This is a genomic window from Saprospiraceae bacterium, assembly GCA_016712145.1.
In the GTDB taxonomy this organism is placed as follows: Bacteria; Bacteroidota; Bacteroidia; order Chitinophagales; family Saprospiraceae; genus Vicinibacter.
This window is the reverse complement of sequence record JADJRO010000003.1, coordinates 523,929-547,792: the sequence shown is the minus strand read 5'-3', so window position 1 is coordinate 547,792 and position 23,864 is coordinate 523,929. Positions and strand designations below refer to the sequence as shown.

Here is a 23,864-nt window from a genome sequence, read left to right as displayed (position 1 = left end):
TTATTGTTTAATTCCTACTCTCATTTTTGCAGAACGAGCGCGTGAATTCAATTTAATTTCATGTTCATCCGGCAGCATCGCATGTTTATATTTTGGTACAAAAGGTGCATTTTGATTTACTTCAAAAGTATCTTCTGCCTTTCCATTTTTAAACCAATGTTTTACTAAACGATCTTCCAATGAGTGGTAACTTATTACCACCATGTGACCTCCCGGTTTAATAATTGTGGATGCCTGATCTAACAAGTTTTTCAAAGATTCAATTTCACGATTCACTTCAATCCGAAAAGACTGAAAAAATTGTGCAAGAAATTTTATCTTATTTCCATACGCAAAACCCATTGCCCAATCTGAAACTTCTTTACAAGAATTAAAATTCAATTTAGACCTTGCAATGACCAACTGTTTAGCTAGTAACCTTGCATTTGTCAACTCACCATAATTTTTGATCATTGCTTCCAATTGATTCTCGGAATACGTTTTCAAAATATGATAGGCTGTGCGTGTTTGCCGGGTATTCATTCGCATATCAAATGGTTTTTCCGAAAAAATAGAAAAACCGCGATCTGATTCATCGATATGATGCGAAGAAAGCCCAAGATCTGCTAAAACTCCATCCACTTGTTTTATTTCAAAATAATCCATGTACTTCTTTAAGTACCTGAAATCAGAATAAATCCATTCAAACCGCTTGTCAGCCGGTAAATGTTCTGCAACTTTGGGGTCTTTATCAAAAGAAAACAGTTTAGCTTTTTTGCTGAGGCGACTTAATATTTCATTGCTGTGCCCTCCACCACCATAAGTTACATCTATATAGACACCATCAGGATCTGTTACCAATTCATCCACCGATGCTTTGAGCAATACCGGGATGTGATGATATGATCTATCCGGCTCAGACATCTTTATGTCCAAATACATCTTCTGCCAATTCTCCAAAATTCTCTGGTTCCTCTGCTACCATCTTGAGATAGTATTCTCTGGACCAGATTTCCACATGTTGATGATACGCTAACAAAACAACATCTTGATTTATTCCAGCATGCTCTTGCAAGAGCTTTGGAATCAAGACACGTCCAGACGCATCGGTCAACAATTGCGTAGCACCTCTAAAGAAGTACCTGGCGAATTCTCTGTTTTTTCTTACGTATTGATTAAGTTGATTGACTTCCTTCGTCTTTTCGACCCAGACTGACTCCGGGTACAGGAGCAAACACTTTTCAAATCCTCGGTTAACAACAAGCTTTAATGGACTTTCACCTATTTGGGCGCTCAAAGCAGTGGGCAGCCGCAGTCTGCTCTTTTCGTCTAATCTGACTTCGTACTCACCGCTTAGATTGTACATTTTTTTAGCTCAGTTGGTTTCCTTGGTACAAATGTAGAAACAATTTCCACATTTTACCACTTTTTGCCACAAAAAAAATAATTTTTTTTTTAATATACATTCCCTTGATAATCAACAATTAAACTCCATAATATTGAATCTATTGAAAATCAAGCAATTAGATTTGTTTTAATCATAATATATAGGTGTTTAATATTTCACATTTTATACATTAGCTATATAAAAATATATAAAATATTTGAAATAGGCAATAAACAAATATGATTTATTCACATATATCTGTCTGAATTTAGGTTGAACTCTTTCACACCAAGGTTTTGGTTGCTTATAGTTCTTTTCTTTATTCTCAAATTTTCAACTAAATAAGTGGGAACCTGTGGGAACCAGGATCTTTCAAGAGGATATCCAAACTAAAATACCCTCCTCCTGGTAACTTTGCGTATCCTTAATTGTTATGTTCACCTATGACGGACTTTTCATATTTAAATAATGCAAACCCTGATTTTATTGATTCACTATACCAAACGTATTTGAACAATCCAGAAGCATTGGATCCTTCCTGGTTGGCATTTTTTAAAGGATTTGATTTTGCAAAACAGCACAATCCCGATGGAGAAAGCCAGCAAAGTAAAAACCAATTTGAAAAAGAACTTCAAGTTTATCAATTAATTCAAGCTTTTCGATCACGGGGCCACTTACTCTCTGATACGAACCCGATTCGAAAAAGAAAGGATCGAAACGCACAATTAGATTTGGAAGATTTTGGATTGAGCTCGAATGATTTAAATGTCCGTTTTGAAGCAGGAAAACATCTCAATTTACCAAATGCACCCTTGTCAGAAATTTTAGAGCAATTAAAATCCATTTACTGTGCCAAAATTGGATATGAATTTACATACATTGAATCCTTTGAAAGGCGAAATTGGTTTCAGCAAAAAATTGAAGAACGCATTCCTGTTGTCGATTTTAGCCTGAATCTTACAACTAAAAAACGCATTCTAGAAAAAATAAATGGAGCTGTCATTTTTGAGAAATTTCTGCACACAAAATATGTCGGCCAAAAACGATTTTCACTAGAAGGGGGTGAATGCACCATTCCCGCATTGGATTGCATTATTGAAACCAGCGCTTCCCTTGGTGTGGAAGAACTAATAATAGGTATGGCGCATCGAGGTCGTTTAAATGTTTTGGCTAACATTATTGGCAAAACGTATGAACAAATTTTCAATGAGTTTGAAGGTAATGCCATTCCAGACATTAGCTTTGGAAGTGGCGATGTAAAATATCATTTAGGTTTTTCTTCGCAGATCCAAACAGATTCCGGTAAAATGGTGCAATTAAAACTTGCACCCAATCCCTCGCATCTTGAAGCAGTTGATCCTGTAGCATGTGGTTTATCCAGAGCAAAAGCTGATATATTGTACCATTCTGACTATGATAAGATACTTCCAATATTGATTCATGGTGATTCTGCAATTGCTGGTCAAGGCATAGTTTATGAGACGATCCAAATGTCTCAATTACCTGGATACTATACGGGTGGCACGATCCATTTTATAATTAACAATCAAATTGGATTTACAACAGACTTTGACGATGCACGCTCTTCGACGTATTCAAGTTCTGTAGCATCCGTTATTCAGGCACCTGTTATTCATGTAAATGGCGATGATCCTGAAGCAGTTTACTATGCTGCAAAATTGGCAACAGAATATCGCCAACAATTTAATTCGGACATTTTTATTGATATGGTGTGTTATCGCAGACACGGACACAATGAAGGTGATGATCCAAAATTTACGCAACCGGGGATGTATGAGATTATTAGTAAACATCCAAACGTACGTGAACTATACATCAAAGACTTGGAAACACGTGGAGATCTTCAAGCCCAACTGGCCCAGAATATGGAAAAAACCTTTTGGAATTTGCTTCAAGAACGACTGGACCAAGTAAAACAAAACACTTTACCTTATACCTATCAAGAGCCTGAACTGGCCTGGAGAAGTTTGAAGAATAAGATAGAAACCAAAGATTTTGATAAAAATCCAGATACTGGAATTTCTATGGAACAAATCAAGTCTCTTTTAAAATCCATGCTTGAAATTCCAAAAGATTTTAACCCTTTACCAAAAATAAAACGACTCTTCCAAAATTGGGAACAACTCATAGCCGCTAATAAAACGGATTGGGCGCTTGCTGAATTATTGGCTTATGCCAGCTTATTGGTTGAAGGAAAAAATGTGCGACTGAGTGGCCAAGATGTTAAAAGAGGTACGTTTTCACATAGACATGCCATCTTATTTGATGCGATCACAAATGAAGATTACAACAGATTATCTAATTTGTCTGATCAACAAGCCCATTTTTTTATTTATAACTCGCTATTATCTGAATTTGGTGTGTTGGGATTTGAGTATGGATACTCCTTGGCATCACCAAATCAATTGGTGATTTGGGAAGCCCAGTTTGGCGATTTTGCTAATGGCGCACAAGTAATTACAGACCAGTTTATTACAACAGCGCAGAGTAAATGGAATCGAATGAGTGGATTGGTCTTATTGCTACCTCATGGATATGATGGTCAAGGCCCCGAACACTCTTCAGGCAGACTTGAACGGTTTTTACAAAATTGTGCTGAACAAAATATTGTTGTGGTAAATGTGAGTACCCCTGCCAATTTTTTCCATCTTCTAAGACGTCAATTGCTTTGGAATTTTCGAATTCCACTTATTGTGATGTCACCAAAATCTTTGTTTCGACACCCTGATTGTCATTCACAATTGGATGAATTTAAAACAGGGAGTACATTCAAAGAAATTATTGTGGATAAAATATCCTCAGAAGTAAATAAAATTTTAATTTGTTCCGGTCAAATTTATTATGACTTAAAATCAAAACGTGAAGAATTAAAATTAGATGATTGCATGATTGTACGCATCGAACAACTCTATCCATTCCCACAAGTTCAGCTAGATAAAATTCTTAATAAGTATAAAACAGCGCGTCTCAGTTGGGTACAGGAAGAACCAGCCAATATGGGTGCTGCAAGCTATATTCAGGTAAACCTGAACAAAAATAATTTGGAGTTGATTTGCAGACCAGCCAGTGCTTCTTCAGCTGTTGGATTTAAAAAAATCCATGATGCACAATTGCAAGAGATTCTACAAGCTGCATTTAAATAATATGGATCTTTTTGTAGGAACGAAATTATCTGAAAGTCAATTTGTTCTCAAGGAGAACGAATATCATCATTGCATCAGAGTTACCAGGCACAAATCAGGAGACGTGGTATTGGTTACCGATTTTAGCGGATTAATATTTGAGGGTGTACTCACTGAAATTAACCAAACAGATGCCTTTATTTCAATTAAATCCATCTATAAAAAAGAAGAAAGCGGTGAACATCGAATCACAATAGCAATTAGTCCTACGCAACAAATGGATCGTTTTGAATGGTTTGTTGAAAAGTCTGTAGAATGTGGAGTACATCGAATCGTGCCGATCCATTGTAAACGAACTGAAAACACTAAAATAAAGCTTGATCGTTTAAACAAAATCATCACCAGTTCAGCAAAACAAACCTTGCGCCCATTGCGACCTGAAATAAATGAACTGGTTGATTTTAAAGTATTTGTCGAAGGAAGCGTCTCATCGTCCCAACGTTTTATTGCACATTGCGAACCGGACTCAAAAATATTTTTAGGAAACACATACAATGCACACGTTGACGCAGTCGTTCTAATCGGACCTGCAGGAGATTTTACATTGGATGAGATTCTGTTGGCAAAAGAAACCGGATTTATCCCGGTCTCATTGGGAGACTATAGACTGCGGACAGAAACAGCTGGATTAAGTGCCCTACAAATTTTACAAACAATTCGTAATAAATGATACATTTACTTAAAATCCTACTTGCACTATTTTTTACTACAGGTTTCATGTCTTTTACACCAAAAAATTCATTGCCATTAAAACTTGCATTGCTGAAATACAATGGCGGAGGTGACTGGTATGCAAATCCCACTTCTCTGACAAATCTTGCAAAATTTTGCAACAAAGAATTGCATACAAATTTTGATCAAAACTATGCTACTGTTGAAGTTGGGAGTGTTGAATTGTTTAATTATCCTTTTGTCCACATGACAGGCCATGGCAATGTGGTATTTAGTGATTTTGATGCTCAAAATTTACGAACTTATTTAATAGGAGGTGGTTTTTTACATATCGATGATAATTATGGAATGAATCCATACGTTCGGCCAAGTATGAAAAAAGTATTTCCCGAACTTGATTTTATTGAATTACCCTTTAGTCATCCTATTTATCAACAAAAATTTAATTTCCCTGCCGGTTTACCAAAAATTCATGAGCATGATAAAAAACCACCCCAGGGCTTTGGATTGATATACAAAGGCCGATTGGTTTGTTTTTATAGTTATGAATGTGATCTAGGAGATGGATGGGAAGATCCTGAAGTGCATAAAGATCCTGAAGAAAAGAGAATACAAGCGCTTCGTATGGGAGCTAATATTATTCAATATGTTTTTATACAATAACACTTGTATAATTCAGAATATCCTTAGAAACTTAAACCTATAAAAAATTCGAATGCTTGTTAGGAAAGAAGCATTTTAGTAAGATCTGTTTTTATCTTCTTTTATATTTATACTGGTTGCAGAAATCAACAGCCACTGATTTTCCTGTTGTAAATAACACTGTACAAGATAAATACCTGGACTGGTATATCGCATGCTCATGACTTGAGATGTCATTTGATGTTGAATCCCATTCCCAAAATCAATTCTATAATTTTTTTGAGCATCAAATGCGAGATTATTTATTCTTATGATACCTCCTACGGTCATATTTCCTTGAATGCTTAGATTTTCAATATGCAACTCGTCTGCCTTCTTCTGTACATCTTCAAACCATAGATCCTTTGCCTTTAACTTACTATAATCGACTTGAGAATTCCCTTGAAAATTAGTATCAGAAGGTGAAAGGATGGATTTACCTAAAACAAGGTAACTGCCAGTCAAACCAATGACTGCAATTAATAATGCTAAGAGCAAGTCTTTGGAGGGCTCCTGTATAAGTCCCTTACGAAGATTTTTTAGTGTTTGAACAGCTTGTTCCATATCAAGATTATTGGGAGCTACAAAGTTACTAAATTTATAATATATTATTGATAACCAATATTTTACAAATTATAAATATATTTAATTTAAAATCAAGACCTTATAAATCTGCATCCTTTATATATACTTTTTAATAATTTATGCTGGGCTTGAATTGTGTCTATCTTTACAGCCTAAATTGTGCAGTATGGAGTGGATAAATCAGTTGATTGATTTTATTTTACATATAGATAGTCATTTGTCGGAACTCGTAGCGACCTATGGGATCATGATCTATATTATTTTATTTCTAATTTTATTTTGTGAAACAGGATTAGTTATAGCACCTTTTTTGCCGGGAGATTCTTTATTATTTGCAGCAGGAACCATGGCTGCTACAGGTAACATGAACCTTTTTGTTTTGTGTTTAATCTGTATTCTTGGTGCTGTATTGGGAAATCAACTCAATTTTACAATTGGAAAATATTTTGGACCCAGAATTTTTGAGAAAGATCGAAAATACATTCGTAAAGATTATCTGGACAAAACACATTTGTTTTATGAAAAACATGGTGGAAAAGCACTGATTCTAGGCCGCTACATTCCTTTTATAAGAACTTTTGTTCCTTTTGTTGCTGGCATTAGTCAAATGGATTCGTATAAATTTACAGTGTATAATGTGGTAGGTGCATTGTTATGGATAATTCCTGTTGTTGGGGTTGGTTATTTATTTGGAAATATTCCTGTAGTCAAAGAAAATTTCTCTATTATAGTTTTAGCAATTCTGATTCTATCTGTTTTACCCATGTTAATCGGTTTAATTTCTGCATGGATACATTCAAAAAAATAGCAACAAAATGATTTCTACACTTAGTAAATTCCAAAAATTATTTTTATGGATTGCCGGTGGTTGCGCATTAGGCTCCTGTATTCTTTTTTTTATAGATCTGGATATTCCCGATCAAGTTACAGGATCTTTACGGTGGTTAGGAATTTGCGCATTGATTCTTTATGCATTACCTAAAAAAAGTCTGACTCTTTGGATTTTTGTCAGCATGTTGATTGGTGCTGAAATTGGTTATGACTTTCCGGCAATCGGAATCGAGTTAAATATTTTTAGCAAGATTTTTATTAAATTAATTAAATGCATTATTGCACCCTTGTTATTTGGGACTTTGATTGTTGGAATTGCCGGACACTCAAATACTAAACAAGTGGGACGGCTTGGTTTAAAATCGCTTATCTATTTTGAAGTTGTAACAACACTTGCACTTATCATTGGATTGGTTGCGATCAATATTAGTAAAGCCGGAGTTGGTATTCAAGCATTAAACAATTCCGAAAAACTTCCTGAAGTTGCAAAAGCACAGGGCTGGAAAGAAATTGTAATGCATATTTTTCCTGAAAATTTTATTAAATCAATCGCTGAAGGTCAAGTGTTGCAGATTGTAGTATTCTGTGTTCTTTTTGCGGTTGCATTGATGAAAATAAAACAAGAAAAGAGAAAACCCATGTTGGATTTTGCTGAATCCCTTTCAGCAGTCATGTTTAAAGTTACAGATTTGATTATGTATTTAGCACCGTTTGCTGTAGCAGGCGCTATTGCTTATACCATTTCCAATATGGGTATTGATGTTTTAAAAAACCTGCTCTTGTTGCTTGCAACCTTGTATTGTGCATTGTTTGTTTTTGTACTCGGAGTTTTGCTCCCAATTGCTTTGTTTTTTAAAATTCCTATCAAGCGCTTTTTATCACATGCTGCACAACCGGTTACCATTGCATTTGGAACAGCCAGTTCTGAAGCTGCTTTACCGGTAGCGATGGAAAACATGGAAAAATTTGGAGTCTCACGAGAAGTTGTTGCCTTTGTATTACCAACAGGTCTGAGTTTTAATTTGGACGGTTCAACACTCTATCTAGCGCTGCCAACTATTTTTGTTGCACAAGCAGCTGGAATCGAGTTGAGTATTAGTCAACAAATTATTATGTTGCTCACCTTGATGCTAACTAGTAAAGGCGTTGCAGGTGTCGCACGTGCATCTTTGGTAATTCTTGCAGGAATGGCTGCCAGTTTTGGTTTGCCTGATTGGCCCATCGCAGCTATTCTAGGAATTGATGCATTAATGGATATGGCCCGTACCGCTGTGAATACATTAGGAAATTGTTTAGCTACAGCTGTCGTAGGCAAATGGGAAAATGAACTTCATATTCCTAAATCTGGAGATCGCTGGCAGGAAATTGATCATCCTGTATAATTAAGAGCTCCTTTAAAAGCAGAATAAGGAATTGGGTTTAATCCTTAATTCCAACGATACGCCTTTTAAATTTATCGATTTGATCCCGATTATTTTCTGGTTGAGGTTGTGATTTATCCATCATTAATTTTCCGGAGCTATCTTTCAGTATAAATTTAAAAACGATATCGTCATCAGAATTCAAATTGTTGCCTGTAGCACCATATCTTAAATCATAATAAATTAGTGTTCCAGAGTCTTTAGCAGATAATTTATAAAAATCATTACTAAACCAGGGAAGGCATTTTGCAACATCTTGATCCCTGTAAGGATTAAAGAGCGCATGATTCCCATTAACAGTAGCCAATGGACCTATCGTATCGGCTTGATCAAAAATAGAATAGTATGCATAATAATACTGATCCCCCTTTTTAGCAATATTAAACCAGAGGAAATTATTTAATATGGTAGGAACCGTCATGTACTTTTCACATTCAATTTGATTCATTTTTAAACTATTCTCAAATAATGTATCAATCTTCTGTTTGTTGTATAGGGTAAAAATAAAATAAAGCGAACTAACGATTACGGCTGTCCGATAAAAATACTTTCGCCAAATGCTCAGTCGGTTTTGTAAAGCAGCTAATAACAAAAAAACAGCAAACGGTATTGTATAGAAAGGATCAGCAATGGATACACTGGAAATTGCTACCCGGACATCGCTAAATGGCCAAAAAAGCCGTGTGCCAAAGGTTGTAAACATATCTAAAATGGGATGAGTGAATATAGCCCAGAAAAATAAATGGATCCACTCCCATTTTGTGGCTTGGTCAACCTCATTGGATTTTTTAAAAACTTGTTGGTATCTAAAGTAGAAGAACAGGATCCCCAGGCTACTAAAAAAGAAAATACTACTCCACGCAATCCCCCCTTTTAATAAATTGGCCAGTAATGTGATGAGGACGCTTACAAAAACATAAAGTAAAAGTCCGATAGAATATCCGGTTATTTTCCATGCACGTAGTTCAGGCCAATTCCTGTCATACAATTTTTTAATTAAGGGACCTAAAAGAAAGGGCATAATACAAGCGAATAACAATGAGTGCATGGGCCCTCTATGAAATGCTAATGCGGTCAATGGGTCTGCAACCAAATTGGCGATAACATCTAAATCAGGTATCGTTCCAGCAATCCCTCCCCAAATCATGGCGCGATTTCCTATTTTTTTACCTAATACGGCTTCTCCACAAGTTGCGCCAAGAATTACCTGAGTTATTGAATCCATGTTACTTTTTAAAAGCTTTAATTAATAAAACATGCGGAAGGCTTGTATGTTCTAATTCAAATCTAAATCTATTCTTACCAATTGGATTTAAATTAGGAAAGCAATTGTAAGGAGAATAATCTATTTCATTTAATTGTTTGATTTCAAGTTTATTTTTCAATAAAACGCCAATGATTTCATCGATTGAATGCGACCAAAAATGCGACTTAAATAGTGTTTGATCATTCACATCTGCATAACTTCCTGTTTCTATTTCGGTATATGGTTTTTTTAAATTGTAATAAGAATATCTAATTTCTTTGGAATTAAAATCAAACAAATAAAGCAATGGGTGGAAATCTGCAAAATAAAACATGCCATTTTTGTGGAGTGATTTTGCAATTACATAAGCCCATTGATCTAAATCCGGTAACCAAGAGATCGTACCATAACTTGTAAAAACAAGATCAAACAAACCAAGATCTAGGTCTAAAATATCGAGTACATTCGATTCATAAAAACTGCAATTTAATTTTAATTGTTCATTTAAAATTCGAGCTTTTAAAATAGCCTCTCTGGAAAAATCAATTCCAACACAATCGGCACCCAAGCGACTTAATGAAAGCGTATCCATTCCAAAATGACATTGAAGATGCAAAAGACGCTTTCCCGAAACATCTCCTAATTCTGTTTGTTCTATCTCAGTTAGACTATTATTCCCATTTAAAAATCCATTTAGGTCATAGAATGATGACTTTTCATGTATTGCGACGCGCTTATCCCAGGATTCACTATTTTCATCAAAATAAGCTTGATCTAAAAACCGTTTCTCTGTCATACACTGAATTCATTAAATTTGCCTAAAATTAAAAATCATGGAAGAACAAAATAACCAAAACCAACTAAATATTGAGTTAACCGAAGATATTGCAGAAGGTATTTATTCGAATTTAGCCATTATTTCACATTCTCATTCCGAATTTGTAGTTGATTTTATTCGGTTGATGCCAAATGTGCCTAAAGCAAAAGTAAAATCGCGCATCGTGCTCACACCGCAGCATGCTAAAAGACTTTTAAAAGCACTCAATGATAATTTATCAAAGTATGAAAATCAATATGGTGTAATCCTTGATCCTGAACCTCAAATGATGCCACCTATGTCATTTAATACGCCTACTGCTCAAGCTTAATAGGCCGGGACCAAAAAACGATACTATTTAGTTCCAACGTTTTCCATCTACTTAAATTAAGAAGGTAGATCAGAAATTTAAACAAATTCACAGCATTTGGATGGTTTTATTAGGGAGACCATTAAAATAAAAGCCCAGGATTACTAGATCCTCCTGGGTAACCCATATGTTGAAAGGCTTTTGGTGTAGCGATGCGACCTCTCGGGGTCCGTTGTATAAACCCTTCCATTATTAAAAAGGGTTCATGAACTTCTTCAATCGTTCCAGCTTCTTCCCCAACAGCAGTGGCTATAGTGGATAAACCAACCGGTCCCCCACTAAATTTTTCAATAATTGAACTTAAAATTCGATTGTCCATTTCATCCAAACCTAAGCTGTCAACATTTAGGGCATTTAATCCGAAAGATGCGATTTCTGCAGTTAAGCTACCATTTCCTTTAATTTGTGCAAAATCGCGTATCCTACGCAATAAAGCATTTGCAATTCGAGGAGTCCCTCTGCTTCGGCGAGCAATTTCCTGGATGCCTTCTTCTTCAAATGAAATTTGCAAAATCTGGGCGGAACGTCTCAAAATAATTTCCAATTGCTTGTGATTGTAGTAATCAAGGTGGCATGTTATACTAAATCTAGAACGAAGAGGGGCGGTTAACATTCCCACCCGCGTTGTAGCACCAATTAAAGTAAATGGATTCACATTAATTTGTATGGAGCGTGCACTTGGACCTGTATCTATTAAGATATCAATCCGATAATCCTCCATGGCTGAATAGAGATACTCTTCAACTACGGTATTCAAACGGTGTATTTCGTCTATAAATAGGACATCCCCTTCTTGCAGATTTGTCAGCAATCCTGCCAAATCTCCAGGTTTTTCGAGTACCGGACCTGAACTCAATTTTAAATCAGATCCCAATTCATTGGCAATTATATGCGATAAGGTTGTTTTTCCTAAACCCGGTGGACCATGCAGCAATACATGATCTAAAGCCTCACCTCTTAATTTAGCTGCTGCAATAAAAACTTTTAAATTATCTACAACCGACTCCTGTCCTGTAAAATCAAGTAATTCTTTTGGACGTAAAGCTCGTTCGACTTGCTTGTCATCGATATTTAGATTTTGGGCATCTCCATCCAGATTTGGGTTACGCATCGTGATTTTCTCCTAAACTTTCTGCAAAAATACAGTTTTCAACAGGCAAATGCCAATAACACCCTGAATCAAGCTAAATTATGTCTTTAATAATTTGCTAATAGCCATCTCCATTCTGAATCTAAAGACCATCTTAGCTATTTTTGTCGCCTAAATTATATAAAAATATGAACGCAACAAAAATTACGATTGCAAATGGAAAATTGAATGTACCGGATCATGTAATTATTCCATTTATTGAGGGAGATGGAACGGGCCAGGATATTTGGGCTGCCTCTGTCCGTGTATTTGATGCTGCCGTTGACAAAGCATATCAGGGAACGAGAAAAATCAGTTGGAAAGAAGTTTTAGCTGGTGAAAAAGCATTTAATCAAACAAAAAATTGGTTACCCGAAGAAACTTTGGATGTAATTAAGGAATGTCTTGTCGCAATAAAAGGACCCTTGACAACTCCCGTCGGTGGCGGAATCCGTTCTTTAAATGTGGCTTTGCGTCAACAGCTTGATTTATATGCTTGCGTTCGTCCGGTACGCTGGTTTGAAGGAGTTCCGTCACCTGTGAAAGATCCTCAAAAAGTTGACATGACCATTTATCGTGAAAACACAGAAGACATTTATGCAGGGATTGAATTTCAGGAAGGAACAGAAGATTCAATAAAATTTATGGATTGGTTAAAAACCAATTTTCCAGATAAATTTAAAAAAATACGTTTTCCACAAACTACTGGCATTGGTATCAAACCAGTTTCGAAAGAAGGAACATTTCGTTTAGTACGCGCTGCCATCGAATTTGCAATTAATAATAAACGTAAATCTGTTAGCCTTGTACACAAAGGAAACATCATGAAATTTACTGAGGGCAGTTTTATGGATTGGGGTTACGAATTGGCGAAAACTGAGTATGGCGCAGAATTATTAGATGGAGGGCCCTGGATGAAATTACCCAATGGAATTATCATTAAGGATGTCATTGCAGATGCTTTTCTTCAACAAATTTTATTGCGTCCGGAAGAATACGATGTTATTGCTACCTTAAATTTAAATGGAGATTATATTTCAGATGCTTTAGCCGCTCAAGTCGGAGGAATCGGTATTGCTCCCGGTGCAAATGTTAATTACACAACAGGGCATGCCATTTTTGAAGCTACTCATGGAACTGCCCCTAAATATGCCGGACTAGATAAAGTTAATCCAAGTTCTGTGATCCTGTCTGGAGTTATGATGTTTGAATATATGGGCTGGAACGAAGCTGCTCAGCTTATTGTAAAAGGATTAGAAAAATCCATTCGAACAAAGCGAGTTACTTATGATTTTCATCGTTTAATGGAAGGTGCACATTTATTAAAATGTAGTGAATTTGGTGATGAGATCATTTTGAATATGAATATTTAAGGTGTTCGATAACGTGCAAAAAAAAATCCTACCGGAATCCGGTAGGATTTTTTTTTGATTGGAATTGAATTAACCTTTTGGGGTTAACACATTTCCTTCACTTTTAGGAAGTGTTTGTTCTTCATCTGAAGAAATATTTCCTTTAATGGTAACTCGGGTTTCTTCATCACTTTCATTTGTAGAAACGCTTACAGATTTGTTGATTGGACCAACGCGCTGCGTGTCATATCTGATTTCAATTACTCCTTTTTCACCAGGCATAATTGGATCTTTTGGCCAAGTTGGAACGGTACAACCACAACTTCCACGAGCACTTTTAATGATTAAAGGCTCAGTTCCGGTGTTAGTAAATAAAGCCTTACGTAATGGGTCAGATCCTTTTTTGATTTCGCCGTAATCGATTACAGTTGCCTCCCATTGAAGATGTGGCCCTCCTGTTTTTGCTGGTGTTGTATTAGATGCTGGAGCTGCAGTCTGAGCAGACAGATATCCTACACAGAAAACCATCGCAATAAGAGTTAAAATGTTTTTCATGTATTTAATTTTTTTATTGATTACAAATTTAACGATATTCATACCGTATCTAGTTACAAAAATACCAAAATTGTGTGTTAAGTCCGTGTTAAATATGAATTATCGAATTTTATCATATATTCAAATAACAGTAAATCAAGCATTAATCCTAGATTTTTACATTCCTTAAAACGAAGTTAAAGCTGAGATCAAGCCAAAATATCGACCTCGTTTCGAACAGCAAAAAGGACTCAATTGTCAATAAAAATTAAATACCCTTGCATCATACTCAAATCCCCAGATCGCTTGTTTCGTTTATTGGATTATTTTTGTAGCCGAAACCAAGGATATGCACATTCTGGAACCCATTCAAGCTTTACTTAATTCCGTCAAAGGAAAATATGCCGATTTTAAACAGGAATTGATTAAAGATTTTTGGATTTGTCAAGTAAGTAGGGAATGTTCTATAGCAGGAAGGAAAGAAGTGCTAACAGGAAAGGCTAAATTTGGAATTCTTGGTGATGGAAAAGAAGTCCCACAAGTTGCGATGGCACGGGCATTTCAAAAAGGTGATTTTCGATCAGGTTATTACCGGGACCAAACTTTTATGATGGCTATCGGGCAATGTACCATTAAAGATTTTTTTGCCCAACTGTATGCAGATCCCTACAATGATCCCTTCAGCAAAGGCCTTCAAATGAATGCCCATTTTGCTTCTGAATTAATTGATTCGGAGGGTGATTGGTTAAACCATACCGAACGATTTAATATTTCAGCTGACATTTCAAGTACTGGTGGCCAAATGGCTCGAGCATTTGGACTGGCATTTGCTTCCAAATATTATAGACAACATCCTGAACTTTCTCAAAATTCCAATTTTTCCAAATCAGGAAATGAAGTTTCTTTTTGTACCATTGGCGATGCATCCACGTCTGAAGGAGTGTTTTGGGAAACGCTTAATGCAGCTGGCGTTTTACAGGTTCCTTTAGCTGTTTCAGTATGGGATGATGGGTACGGGATATCGGTACCCATTGAATTACAAACAACTAAAGGAAGTATATCAAAAGCGGTTGCTGGTTTTGAATCGGATGGGCCCGCACAAGGAATAAAAATTTTTACAGCGAAAGCCTGGGATTATGCTGATCTGGTTAGCACCTATAAAAATGGGATTGAATATGTTCGTACCCATCATATGCCCGCATTATTTCATATTCAAGAAGTGACCCAACCTCAAGGACATTCAACTTCGGGTTCACATGAACGTTATAAATCGAAGTCCCGAATGGATTGGGAAGTAGAAAATGATTGTATTAAAATTATGGGTGAATGGTTGTTGTCTAAAAATATTTTGGATGCAAGCAAATTAGAAGAACTCAAAGAGTTGGCAAAACAACATGTAAAAGAAGAAAGACAAAAGGCCTGGCAAAATTATTTGCAACCCATCTTAACATTAAAAAATGAGCTTCTTGAAATTTGCAATGAAAATCAATTAACACAAGCTTATGACGAATTAAATTCAATCAAAGAACCCGGATGGAATGAATTGGTTGAACTTGCCAGAAATACACATCTGACTGCTTCAAATCAAAGTCAAAAAATTAAACTGAAAGAATGGATTGATAAGCAATTTAAAGAAGCGGATGTTGTTTTTCATAAAAACTTATATTCTCAGACAACTGATTCAGCAATCCAAGTTGCAGAAGTTGAACCAATTTTTTCATCGGAATCAAAAGAAGTAAATGGATATCAAATTCTTAATCAGTTTTTTGATAATTGTTTAGCTTCAGATAATCGCATTCTGGCTTTCGGTGAGGACGTTGGGCAAATTGGAGATGTAAACCAAGGTTTTATGGGTTTACAGGAAAAACATGGAATTAACAGGGTTTTTGATACAGGCATTCGTGAATGGACCATTGTTGGTCAAGCCATTGGCAGTGCCATGCGGGGTTTAAAACCCATAGCAGAAATTCAATACCTGGATTACATCGTTTATGCACTTTCCCCTTTAATGGATGATTTGGCAACCCTTAGATACCGATCCGGCGGTTTACAAAAAGCGCCCGTTATAATACGGACCAGAGGCCATCGTTTAGAAGGTATTTGGCACTCCGGTTCACCAATTGGAATGTTATTGCATTCACTTCGCGGTATATATATTTGTGTACCAAGAAATATGACACAAGCGGCAGGAATGTATAACACGCTTCTAAAAAGTGGCGATCCAGGCTTAGTCATTGAATGTTTGAATGGATACCGATTAAAAGAGAAACTTCCTGATAATTTAGACCAATTTACACTGCCATTAGGCAAAGTTGAAATACTTACTACAGGTAAAGATATTACGCTGGTCACTTATGGATCATGTATTCGAGTTGCACAAAAAGCTGTTGAAAGATTATTAGAATTTGGAATTGAAATTGAATTAATTGATATCCAAACTTTGCTGCCATTTGATCGCAGCGGAACTATCTCAGAATCACTTAAGAAAACCAATAAATTACTTATAGTCGATGAAGATGTGCCAGGCGGAGCCAGTGCTTACATGTTACAACAAATATTAGAACAACAAAACGGTTTTAAATTTTTGGACAGTCCACCTCAAACAATAACCGGAAGAGATCACCGATCACCCTATGGAAGTGCCGGAGATTATTTTTCCAAACCAGGTGTTGAAGATATAATTGAAACTGTTTTAAAAATGATGCATGAATATGATCCATCAAATTATCCAGAATAAATTCCAATTACTCAATTGATAATTAGACTGCGTGCAGGAACCAAATCATACAAATCGTTTATTGGTAATAATTCCAACGTATAATGAAATCGAAAATATTGAATCGATTTTACAAACCATTATGCAATTAGAGATTCCCGTTGAAGTATTGGTCGTGGATGATGGTTCACCGGATGGAACTGCTGCTGCAGTCATAAAATTTCAAAATCAATTTCCTAACAGGATTCACATTCTTGAACGAACTGCAAAATCTGGTTTAGGAAGAGCCTACATTGCAGGATTTAAATGGGCATTGGAGCGCAATTATGAATACATTGCGGAAATGGATGCCGATTTTTCGCATCCACCAGATAAATTAATTGAACTTTATGAAGCTTGTACTTCAAAATCAGCTGACCTAAGTATTGGTTCCCGTTATGTTAAAGGAGGCGGAGTTATTAACTGGCCCAAATCAAGACTCTATCTATCCAAAGGAGCTTCTATCTACGTACGTATAATAACCGGTATGAACGTAAAAGATCCAACGGCAGGCTATGTATGTTATTCTCGACACGTATTAAATTCAATCAACCTGGATAATATTCGTTTCATTGGGTATGCATTTCAAATTGAAATGAAATACGCTGCACATAGACTTGGTTTTAAAATGAAAGAAATACCAATTCAGTTTCCAGACCGTATTCGAGGAAAATCTAAAATGAATATTTATATAATTAAAGAAGCATTGTCTGGAGTTTTGACCATGCGATTTTTAAGATCTGCCGCAGATTACAAAAAATAAGTTTACTTTCTACCAAAATCTGCAGGATTCTCCCCCCATTGTTCTGTCTTCCATTTTAATATGGGATTGTTATACTTGTTTTCATTTAACCATTTAATTGCTCTTTGAATTAAATCGTATAAAATCTGATTTCTACCGAAAAGACCAACTTAGTATTTGGATGTTTAAGTTTTACCCAGTTGATTGCAATTTTCGAATCTGAGTAAATGGCTGTTTGATCTTTTTGAGCTTTCTTCAATAAGGCCAATGCATGTACAATTGCTAAAAATTCACCCACATTGTTGGTTCCCTCTGCAAGCGGGCCTACATGAAATAATTTCTCGCCACTAAATGGATTGACTCCTTGATACTCTAAGTCACCAGGATTTCCGCTGCATGCTGCATCCACGACAACACTACCTGGATTTATTTCATTTTGCCAGTTGCCCTGACTTACTTTAGATTTCCTTAGCTGAGGTCGTTCTTCATATGCACCTAAATAAGCCTCCTCTGCTTGCGATTTACTTGGAAAAGCTTTGTATTTTGCATTTGGAAAATTTTTAACTTGAGCAAGACAATCTGACCATGAATCATAGATTCCCGGTTGATTCCCATGCCATACAACATAATATTTTTTAGATTTTGCCATTTAATACTGATGGAATTTATTGATACACATGCACATTTATATTTGAAGGAATTTGGTGAAGATCGAACTCAAATCATTCAACGGGCTTTAGAATCAAAAGTAACCAAAATTGTTTTACCTAATATTGATTTTATCAGTTATCAGGATCAACTAAATCTTTCCAAAGAATTTCCAGGAATTTGCTATCCTACCCTTGGATTGCATCCATGTGATGTGAAAGAAAATTACATGACAATTCTTGATTCTATGGAACTCGAATTAAGTAATACGCAATTTATTGCCATTGGAGAAACCGGCACAGATGCCTATTGGGATTTGAGTTTTTGGGAAAATCAAACTAAATCTTTTAACAGACAACTTGAGTGGGCAAAAAACTTGCAACTTCCAATAATAATTCATTCAAGAGAAAGTATTCCTCAAAATATCCAATTGGTATCAGCACAACAGGATGGCAGATTAAAGGGGGTGTTTCATTGTTTTACAGGAGACCTTGCACAAGCCAAACAAATTATAAATTTAGGCTTTCTTTTAGGCATTGGAGGGGTTGTAACTTATAAAAATTCTGACTTAAAAAATATTATTGCTGAAATTGGATTAGAACATCTTGTTTTAGAAACCGATTCCCCTTTCTTAAGTCCAGTACCTTTTAGAGGAAAACGAAATGAATCATCTTACATACCAATCATTGCAGAAAAAATTTCTGAAATACTTGATCTTTCTCTTGAATCTATCGCAATCAAAACAACTGAAAATGCAGAAGGTCTTTTCAGTTTCAAGAACTATCCAATTGCCTAAAAAAAACTCTTATTAAAAGATCTTTCGTATAGTAGCTAAATCAATACGACAACATTCCTTTGAATCACAAATACTAAGCTTATTTTTTATCGACATAAACCTTGGGGCTAGAAATTTATTATTCAAATATGTACGAGAACACATTCATTGAATGTGCATTCAGAAATGTTTCCATTTAGTAAACTCTTGTCTATTTTTGAAAAATTCTATGCGGAAGGTCAGGGATGCTGACGAATTGCCAGAATAATTTTGAAATTGGATAAAAATGTTTCGGCAATTGTCAGCATGCTGACATCCGCTTTAACTATGACTAAATATTATCTAAATCTATTTGCGGATCGTCAGTATGCTGACGAATTGCCATAATAATTTTGAAATTGGATAAAATTGTTTCGGCAATTGTCAGCATGCTGACATCCGCATGAACTTTGACTAATTATTATCTAAATCTATCTGCGGATCGTCAGCATGCTGACGAATTGCCATAATAATTTTGAAATTGGATAAAAATGTTTCGGCAATTGTCAGCATGCTGACATCCGCTTTAACTATGACTAATTATTATCTAAATCTATCTGCGGATCGTCAGCATGCTGACGAATTGCCATAATAATTTTGAAATTGGATAAAAATGTTTCGGCAATTGTCAGCATGCTGACATCCGTTTTAACTATGACTAATTATTATCTAAATCTATCTGCGGATCGTCAGCATGCTGACGAATTGCCATAATAATTTTGAAATTGGATAAAAATGTTTCGGCAATTGTCAGCATGCTGACATCCGTTTTAACTATGACTAATTATTATCTAAATCTATCTGCGGATCGTCAGCAATCGATTCGCGCAACTCATATTTTTTTATAAATTCCAATATCCGCTTTTTTGACAAATTTTTTAACTTTTGCTCCAATTTATAAGCTTCTGATTTCGTGTTCTTTTCTCCATACCAAATTAAATTCCATGGAATATATTTTGATGTAAAATTCTCTACCCCTGAATTATGACGTTGAACTCTTTGTTTCAAATTATTTGTGTGTCCAATATAATAATAATCAGACGTAGGTGATTACAAAATGTAAACTATAAAAACCAAGAACAATTCAATTTATTAATTCAACTTATGCAATAATATATACAAGGATAATTCAATTATCATTAAGATCACTATAATTTAAGTCTTAATCTTATTGATGACATCCGGTTGCCCTAAATATGATAAATTACTACTTTTTTGAAGGCAATCGTCAAATTAAGAAAACTCAATTTTTTAACTGCAACTGCTTTCGCACGTTCGTTGAACATTACATCAGAATACAAATACTACATGTAATCTTGTTTGAAACCCAATTTTTCATTGCGGAAGGTCAGGGATTCGAACCCTGGGTACCCTTTTGGAGTACACACACTTTCCAGGCGTGCCAATTAAACCGCTCTTGCAACCTTCCAGAACCGCAAAATTATAACTAATTTCTATAACAGCATCCTATTCTTTGCAACCAATTTGAGTGTACCCTTTTAATTGGATCGTTTAACAAATCGTTTGTATCCGATCTGATCCCTGGTTCTTACACTTAAAACATATACGCCAGCTTGCAAAGATTCCAAATCAAGTGATTTTTGTTGACTCTTCAATAAGGTCTTTCCATATAAGTCCAATATTTGGTTTTCTACGATGGCTTCCTGACAAATTACCCGAATCTTATTTACAACCGGATTTGGACTCACTTCAAATTCTAAAGGACGAACTTGTTTGCTTGCCACTAAGGAAGCATCAACAAAAGCAAAATAACCCGGAGTTACTCCAGCTTCAAAAGATATTTTTCATCAAATTGCTCATCATATACATGTACTTTTCCAGATGTTTTAAAATCTGTTTCACCCGCACACACTAATTTTGTTATTGGATCATAACTCATTCCATAAAAACTACGACCAAGATCTTTAAAAAAACCTGATTGCTTAAATGCAATATTAAATTTACCGACATCTGTTTTATTAATTTCTTGATATATAATGGATTCACCCGCTAAAACAGAAGTCCCGCACAATGAATTCACATTATTTAAATTATAAGTCTCCACTCCGGAATTTTTCAAATCAATTAAGCTAACTGAACTGCCGTTGAAACTTTTGTTATTTAGGCTCAATAACAAATGATCTTTTAACATTAGATTTTCAGGATTCTTTCCTTCCAGGCCTAAATCAACAACAGACTCAACTTGTAGTAAATTCAAATTCACTTTAATAATTTTACCAACTTCATTTCCAAAATCAAATCCATTGTTCACTGCAATGTATGCATTGTTATCTTTTATAACAATGGATTCAGTTGTGTGTGGCAAATCACTTGCTGGAATTTCAAATAATAATTTGAAAGAGTTTTTATTATAAATCTGAACATATGCATCCAATTTCTTAAGATACTCGCCCCGGGTTACAATCAACAAGTCCTTATAAATTGCTAATTTTCTAACACCTACCAGATCCATTGAAGCAAGCAACTGCCGATTCAGTAAGTCAAATTTCAAAATCCGTTGATCTGCAGCTACCCAATAATTCGATTGATCTAAAATAATATCTGAAGCAAATCGCGCATTTTCAATAATATTTAATTGTTGGTAACTATTTGAATTCAAATCATATACTCCAACGGTTACTGGAACCAATATTTTTCCAGAAGTATAATCATAAGAACCCTCGTTTAATACTAAAATTTCTTTTAATTGGCTAGTAGCTAATAAATTATAAATTAAGCTTATGCTTAATATTAATAATAATTTACATTTCATAAGTTTGCAATTTCCACAAAGATAAACCGCTGAATTCTAAAATACGAATCCGATCAAGCTTTAACGGGATATGAGGTTGAAACCAATCCATTTCGGATTTTGTCTAATTTTTTTTGGAGAATTTTTCGTCGAATCGGACTGATTTTATCGATAAATAAAATACCTTCAATGTGGTCATATTCATGTTGAATAATCCGTGCATTCATATCATCATACACTTCTATATGTTCCTGGAAATGCTCATCCATATACCTGATTTTTACATTTGAAGGTCTGTTTACCTCTGCGTTCAATTTAGGAATACTCAAACAACCTTCCTCAAATCCCCAGACAGTTCCAGTCTCATCCAAAATCTGTGCATTTATAAAAACTTTCTTAATCCCTTTCAGAGAATCTTCCTTTTCGTAATATGCAGTAGAATCTACTACAAACAATCGAATCGCTAACCCTATTTGAGGAGCAGCCAACCCAACACCTTTAGCAAAATACATGGTTTCCCACATATCTGATATCAGTTTTGGAAGTTCTTCATAATCATTATGAATGTCCTGTCCTTTGAGTTTTAGCACAGGTTTCCCGTATAAATATATTGGAAGTACCATTTTTCTTAAATATGTCCTAAATATTTTTGCAAAATTAAAACTGCACTCAGTTTATCTATTGTCGATTTGTCTCTACGTTGTGATTTTCGCATTCCAGACTTAAACATAATTTCCATTGCCTGGACTGAAGTTTTTCGTTCATCAAATAATATTACCTGAATTGTCGGAAAACGATCTTCTAAGGTTTTCTTAAATTTTAAAACAAGTTCACCCATTTGATTGACCTGATTTGAATTTGTAGTTGGATACCCTAAAACGAGTTTATCAACTTCGTTATTCTTTAAATAGTCTTGCAGATAAGCCAACAAACTTGCAGTGGGCACCGTATCCAAACCATTGACAATGATACACAGCGGATCAGTAACAGATAAACCCGTTCGCTTCAGTCCATAATCAATGCCTACAATTCTACCCATAGCTATAAAGCAAAATTAAGTCGAAATTGTTTAATAAAAAAAAGACCCCCTTCGCAACGTTTGCGAAGAGGGGTCCCATCCCAAAAACAGTAAACTCTTTAGAACAAAACGAATTTAGCCTTACTTGATAACAATCATTCTCTTGGTTGCCGTAAAACCGGCTGCATCAATTTGATAGAATAACACTCCGGTTACTCCTAATTGCGCATTTGCGATTTCTATACTATTGTATCCTTTTACCGCTTTTAGATCCGATTTAAATAAGACCTTACTATTAAGATCATAAATCGTAAGTGTTGCAGGAGCTGCTTGAGACAACTCGAAGCCAATAGTTGTGAAATCTGAGAATGGATTGGGTTGATTTTGATACAGAATAAGTCCGGAATTACTTTCGATAACTCCTTTAGAATTTCTAAAACCTAAACTGATATCCATATCTTCCGCCTCAGTTGAAAATGCGAGCGCAGAAGTTATTATTGAATTTAATTGTAGTACGTTTGAAACTTGACCTTGTGAAAGAGCGCTGAATTTGAGCGTGAAGATTGCTTCACTTTCAGTGAATTCGATATTCTTATTTGAGTTCCAGCTAAAGCTGATATATCCATCATTTGATCTGGAGAGACCTAAATTATCCAGATTAACATTAGACAAACCTGCTTCAACACCTTCGAATTCTAATCTGCTTGGATCGTATTTCAGAGTAAACTGATATCCAACCAAATTGGCTTTCTTGTCAATAAATACCGGGATATCCACTACCTGAGATTTCGCAAATTCACGATCGTCTGCGATAAATAAAATCTCATTTGATCCGGTACGTGAAGAAATTCCAGCACCTAGACCTGCGGATGCATTCCCTGAAACATCTCCAATTTTAACGCCTTTAAAGTCAATTCCATTTACATCT

General features: G+C 35.4%; 23 protein-coding genes, 1 tRNA gene and 1 pseudogene. 10 read left to right on the top strand and 15 right to left on the bottom strand.

The annotated features are described in order from the left end of the window. Positions 1 to 903, bottom strand: coding sequence for a 16S rRNA (cytosine(1402)-N(4))-methyltransferase RsmH (rsmH, locus tag IPK91_14900; protein ID MBK8298535.1), 903 nt, complete (start codon positions 901 to 903; stop codon positions 1 to 3). Beyond that, positions 896 to 1,345 carry a division/cell wall cluster transcriptional repressor MraZ gene (gene mraZ / locus IPK91_14895; protein MBK8298534.1) on the bottom strand — a complete coding sequence of 150 codons (450 nt, stop codon included), beginning with the start codon at positions 1,343 to 1,345 and terminating at the stop codon, positions 896 to 898. The genes rsmH and mraZ overlap by 8 nt, the downstream gene beginning before the upstream one ends. A gap of 464 nt (positions 1,346 to 1,809) precedes the next feature. Here mraZ and IPK91_14890 point away from each other — a divergent pair, with 464 nt between their 5' ends. The 3 genes from IPK91_14890 to IPK91_14880 are packed head-to-tail and all read left to right on the top strand — an operon-like array spanning position 1,810 to position 5,904. Next, complete coding sequence (locus IPK91_14890; protein ID MBK8298533.1) at positions 1,810 to 4,530, top strand: 2-oxoglutarate dehydrogenase E1 component; 2,721 nt, start codon at positions 1,810 to 1,812, stop codon at positions 4,528 to 4,530. 1 nt (position 4,531) lies between these two features. Next, the gene (locus IPK91_14885) at positions 4,532 to 5,239 is read left to right on the top strand and encodes a 16S rRNA (uracil(1498)-N(3))-methyltransferase (GenBank protein MBK8298532.1); all 708 of its coding nucleotides are present in this window, start codon (positions 4,532 to 4,534) and stop codon (positions 5,237 to 5,239) included. Then, a complete protein-coding gene (locus IPK91_14880; GenBank protein MBK8298531.1) occupies positions 5,236 to 5,904 on the top strand; it encodes a DUF4159 domain-containing protein in 669 nt (222 codons plus the stop codon). Before IPK91_14885 ends, IPK91_14880 begins: the two co-directional genes overlap by 4 nt. Before the next feature lie 75 nt (positions 5,905 to 5,979). On the opposite strand, the gene IPK91_14875 is transcribed toward IPK91_14880, so the two are convergent. Continuing rightward, positions 5,980 to 6,486: a hypothetical protein gene (locus tag IPK91_14875; protein MBK8298530.1), complete on the bottom strand. Its 507-nt coding sequence runs from the start codon at positions 6,484 to 6,486 to the stop codon at positions 5,980 to 5,982. 187 nt (positions 6,487 to 6,673) lie between these two features. On the opposite strand from IPK91_14875, the gene IPK91_14870 reads away from it, so the two are divergent. Together IPK91_14870 and IPK91_14865 are read left to right on the top strand one after the other, a co-directional pair. Continuing rightward, positions 6,674 to 7,315: a DedA family protein gene (locus IPK91_14870; protein MBK8298529.1), complete on the top strand. Its 642-nt coding sequence runs from the start codon at positions 6,674 to 6,676 to the stop codon at positions 7,313 to 7,315. A 7-nt stretch (positions 7,316 to 7,322) separates the two neighbouring features. Continuing rightward, positions 7,323 to 8,720 carry a cation:dicarboxylase symporter family transporter gene (locus tag IPK91_14865; protein MBK8298528.1) on the top strand — a complete coding sequence of 466 codons (1,398 nt, stop codon included), beginning with the start codon at positions 7,323 to 7,325 and terminating at the stop codon, positions 8,718 to 8,720. Positions 8,721 to 8,757: 37 nt separating this feature from the next. On the opposite strand, the gene IPK91_14860 is transcribed toward IPK91_14865, so the two are convergent. Continuing rightward, positions 8,758 to 9,984 (bottom strand): metal-dependent hydrolase, encoded by a 1,227-nt coding sequence (locus IPK91_14860; protein MBK8298527.1) that lies wholly within the window; start codon positions 9,982 to 9,984, stop codon positions 8,758 to 8,760. A 1-nt stretch (position 9,985) separates the two neighbouring features. Then, positions 9,986 to 10,801, bottom strand: a complete 816-nt coding sequence (locus tag IPK91_14855; GenBank protein MBK8298526.1) for a methyltransferase domain-containing protein — start codon at positions 10,799 to 10,801, stop codon at positions 9,986 to 9,988. A 37-nt stretch (positions 10,802 to 10,838) separates the two neighbouring features. Here IPK91_14855 and IPK91_14850 point away from each other — a divergent pair, with 37 nt between their 5' ends. Beyond that, positions 10,839 to 11,153, top strand: coding sequence for a DUF3467 domain-containing protein (locus tag IPK91_14850; protein ID MBK8298525.1), 315 nt, complete (start codon positions 10,839 to 10,841; stop codon positions 11,151 to 11,153). Between the two features lie 121 nt (positions 11,154 to 11,274). Here the strand turns inward: IPK91_14850 and ruvB are convergent, their stop codons facing one another. After that, the gene (gene ruvB / locus IPK91_14845; protein MBK8298524.1) at positions 11,275 to 12,303 is read right to left on the bottom strand and encodes a Holliday junction branch migration DNA helicase RuvB; all 1,029 of its coding nucleotides are present in this window, start codon (positions 12,301 to 12,303) and stop codon (positions 11,275 to 11,277) included. A 167-nt stretch (positions 12,304 to 12,470) separates the two neighbouring features. Here ruvB and icd point away from each other — a divergent pair, with 167 nt between their 5' ends. Next, entirely contained in the window at positions 12,471 to 13,694 is a 1,224-nt protein-coding gene (gene icd / locus IPK91_14840; GenBank protein MBK8298523.1) for an NADP-dependent isocitrate dehydrogenase, read from the top strand. Positions 13,695 to 13,763: 69 nt separating this feature from the next. Here the strand turns inward: icd and IPK91_14835 are convergent, their stop codons facing one another. Continuing rightward, positions 13,764 to 14,228, bottom strand: coding sequence for a DUF1573 domain-containing protein (locus IPK91_14835; GenBank protein MBK8298522.1), 465 nt, complete (start codon positions 14,226 to 14,228; stop codon positions 13,764 to 13,766). Positions 14,229 to 14,556: 328 nt separating this feature from the next. On the opposite strand from IPK91_14835, the gene IPK91_14830 reads away from it, so the two are divergent. Both IPK91_14830 and IPK91_14825 read left to right on the top strand, forming a co-directional pair. Then, complete coding sequence (locus tag IPK91_14830; GenBank protein ID MBK8298521.1) at positions 14,557 to 16,944, top strand: transketolase; 2,388 nt, start codon at positions 14,557 to 14,559, stop codon at positions 16,942 to 16,944. Positions 16,945 to 16,975: 31 nt separating this feature from the next. Continuing rightward, positions 16,976 to 17,725 (top strand): polyprenol monophosphomannose synthase, encoded by a 750-nt coding sequence (locus tag IPK91_14825; GenBank protein ID MBK8298520.1) that lies wholly within the window; start codon positions 16,976 to 16,978, stop codon positions 17,723 to 17,725. Between the two features lie 2 nt (positions 17,726 to 17,727). On the opposite strand, the pseudogene IPK91_14820 reads toward IPK91_14825, so the two are convergent. Continuing rightward, positions 17,728 to 18,353, bottom strand: a pseudogene (locus IPK91_14820) (ribonuclease H family protein). Between the two features lie 9 nt (positions 18,354 to 18,362). Here IPK91_14820 and IPK91_14815 point away from each other — a divergent pair. Further along, entirely contained in the window at positions 18,363 to 19,148 is a 786-nt protein-coding gene (locus tag IPK91_14815) for a TatD family hydrolase (protein MBK8298519.1), read from the top strand. A gap of 798 nt (positions 19,149 to 19,946) precedes the next feature. On the opposite strand, the gene IPK91_14810 is transcribed toward IPK91_14815, so the two are convergent. The 7 genes from IPK91_14810 to IPK91_14780 all read right to left on the bottom strand — a co-directional run bounded on the left by IPK91_14810 (position 19,947) and on the right by IPK91_14780 (position 23,713). Next, positions 19,947 to 20,174 (bottom strand): GIY-YIG nuclease family protein, encoded by a 228-nt coding sequence (locus IPK91_14810; protein ID MBK8298518.1) that lies wholly within the window; start codon positions 20,172 to 20,174, stop codon positions 19,947 to 19,949. 333 nt (positions 20,175 to 20,507) lie between these two features. Then, a tRNA-Ser gene (locus tag IPK91_14805) sits at positions 20,508 to 20,595 on the bottom strand. A gap of 70 nt (positions 20,596 to 20,665) precedes the next feature. Next, complete coding sequence (locus tag IPK91_14800; protein ID MBK8298517.1) at positions 20,666 to 20,911, bottom strand: T9SS type A sorting domain-containing protein; 246 nt, start codon at positions 20,909 to 20,911, stop codon at positions 20,666 to 20,668. A gap of 35 nt (positions 20,912 to 20,946) precedes the next feature. Further along, complete coding sequence (locus IPK91_14795; GenBank protein ID MBK8298516.1) at positions 20,947 to 21,939, bottom strand: hypothetical protein; 993 nt, start codon at positions 21,937 to 21,939, stop codon at positions 20,947 to 20,949. Between the two features lie 53 nt (positions 21,940 to 21,992). Beyond that, positions 21,993 to 22,541, bottom strand: coding sequence for a peptide deformylase (gene def, locus IPK91_14790; protein ID MBK8298515.1), 549 nt, complete (start codon positions 22,539 to 22,541; stop codon positions 21,993 to 21,995). A gap of 5 nt (positions 22,542 to 22,546) precedes the next feature. Then, positions 22,547 to 22,957 carry a Holliday junction resolvase RuvX gene (ruvX, locus tag IPK91_14785; GenBank protein ID MBK8298514.1) on the bottom strand — a complete coding sequence of 137 codons (411 nt, stop codon included), beginning with the start codon at positions 22,955 to 22,957 and terminating at the stop codon, positions 22,547 to 22,549. A gap of 120 nt (positions 22,958 to 23,077) precedes the next feature. After that, the gene (locus IPK91_14780) at positions 23,078 to 23,713 is read right to left on the bottom strand and encodes a T9SS type A sorting domain-containing protein (protein ID MBK8298513.1); all 636 of its coding nucleotides are present in this window, start codon (positions 23,711 to 23,713) and stop codon (positions 23,078 to 23,080) included. Positions 23,714 to 23,864: the final 151 nt, after the last annotated feature.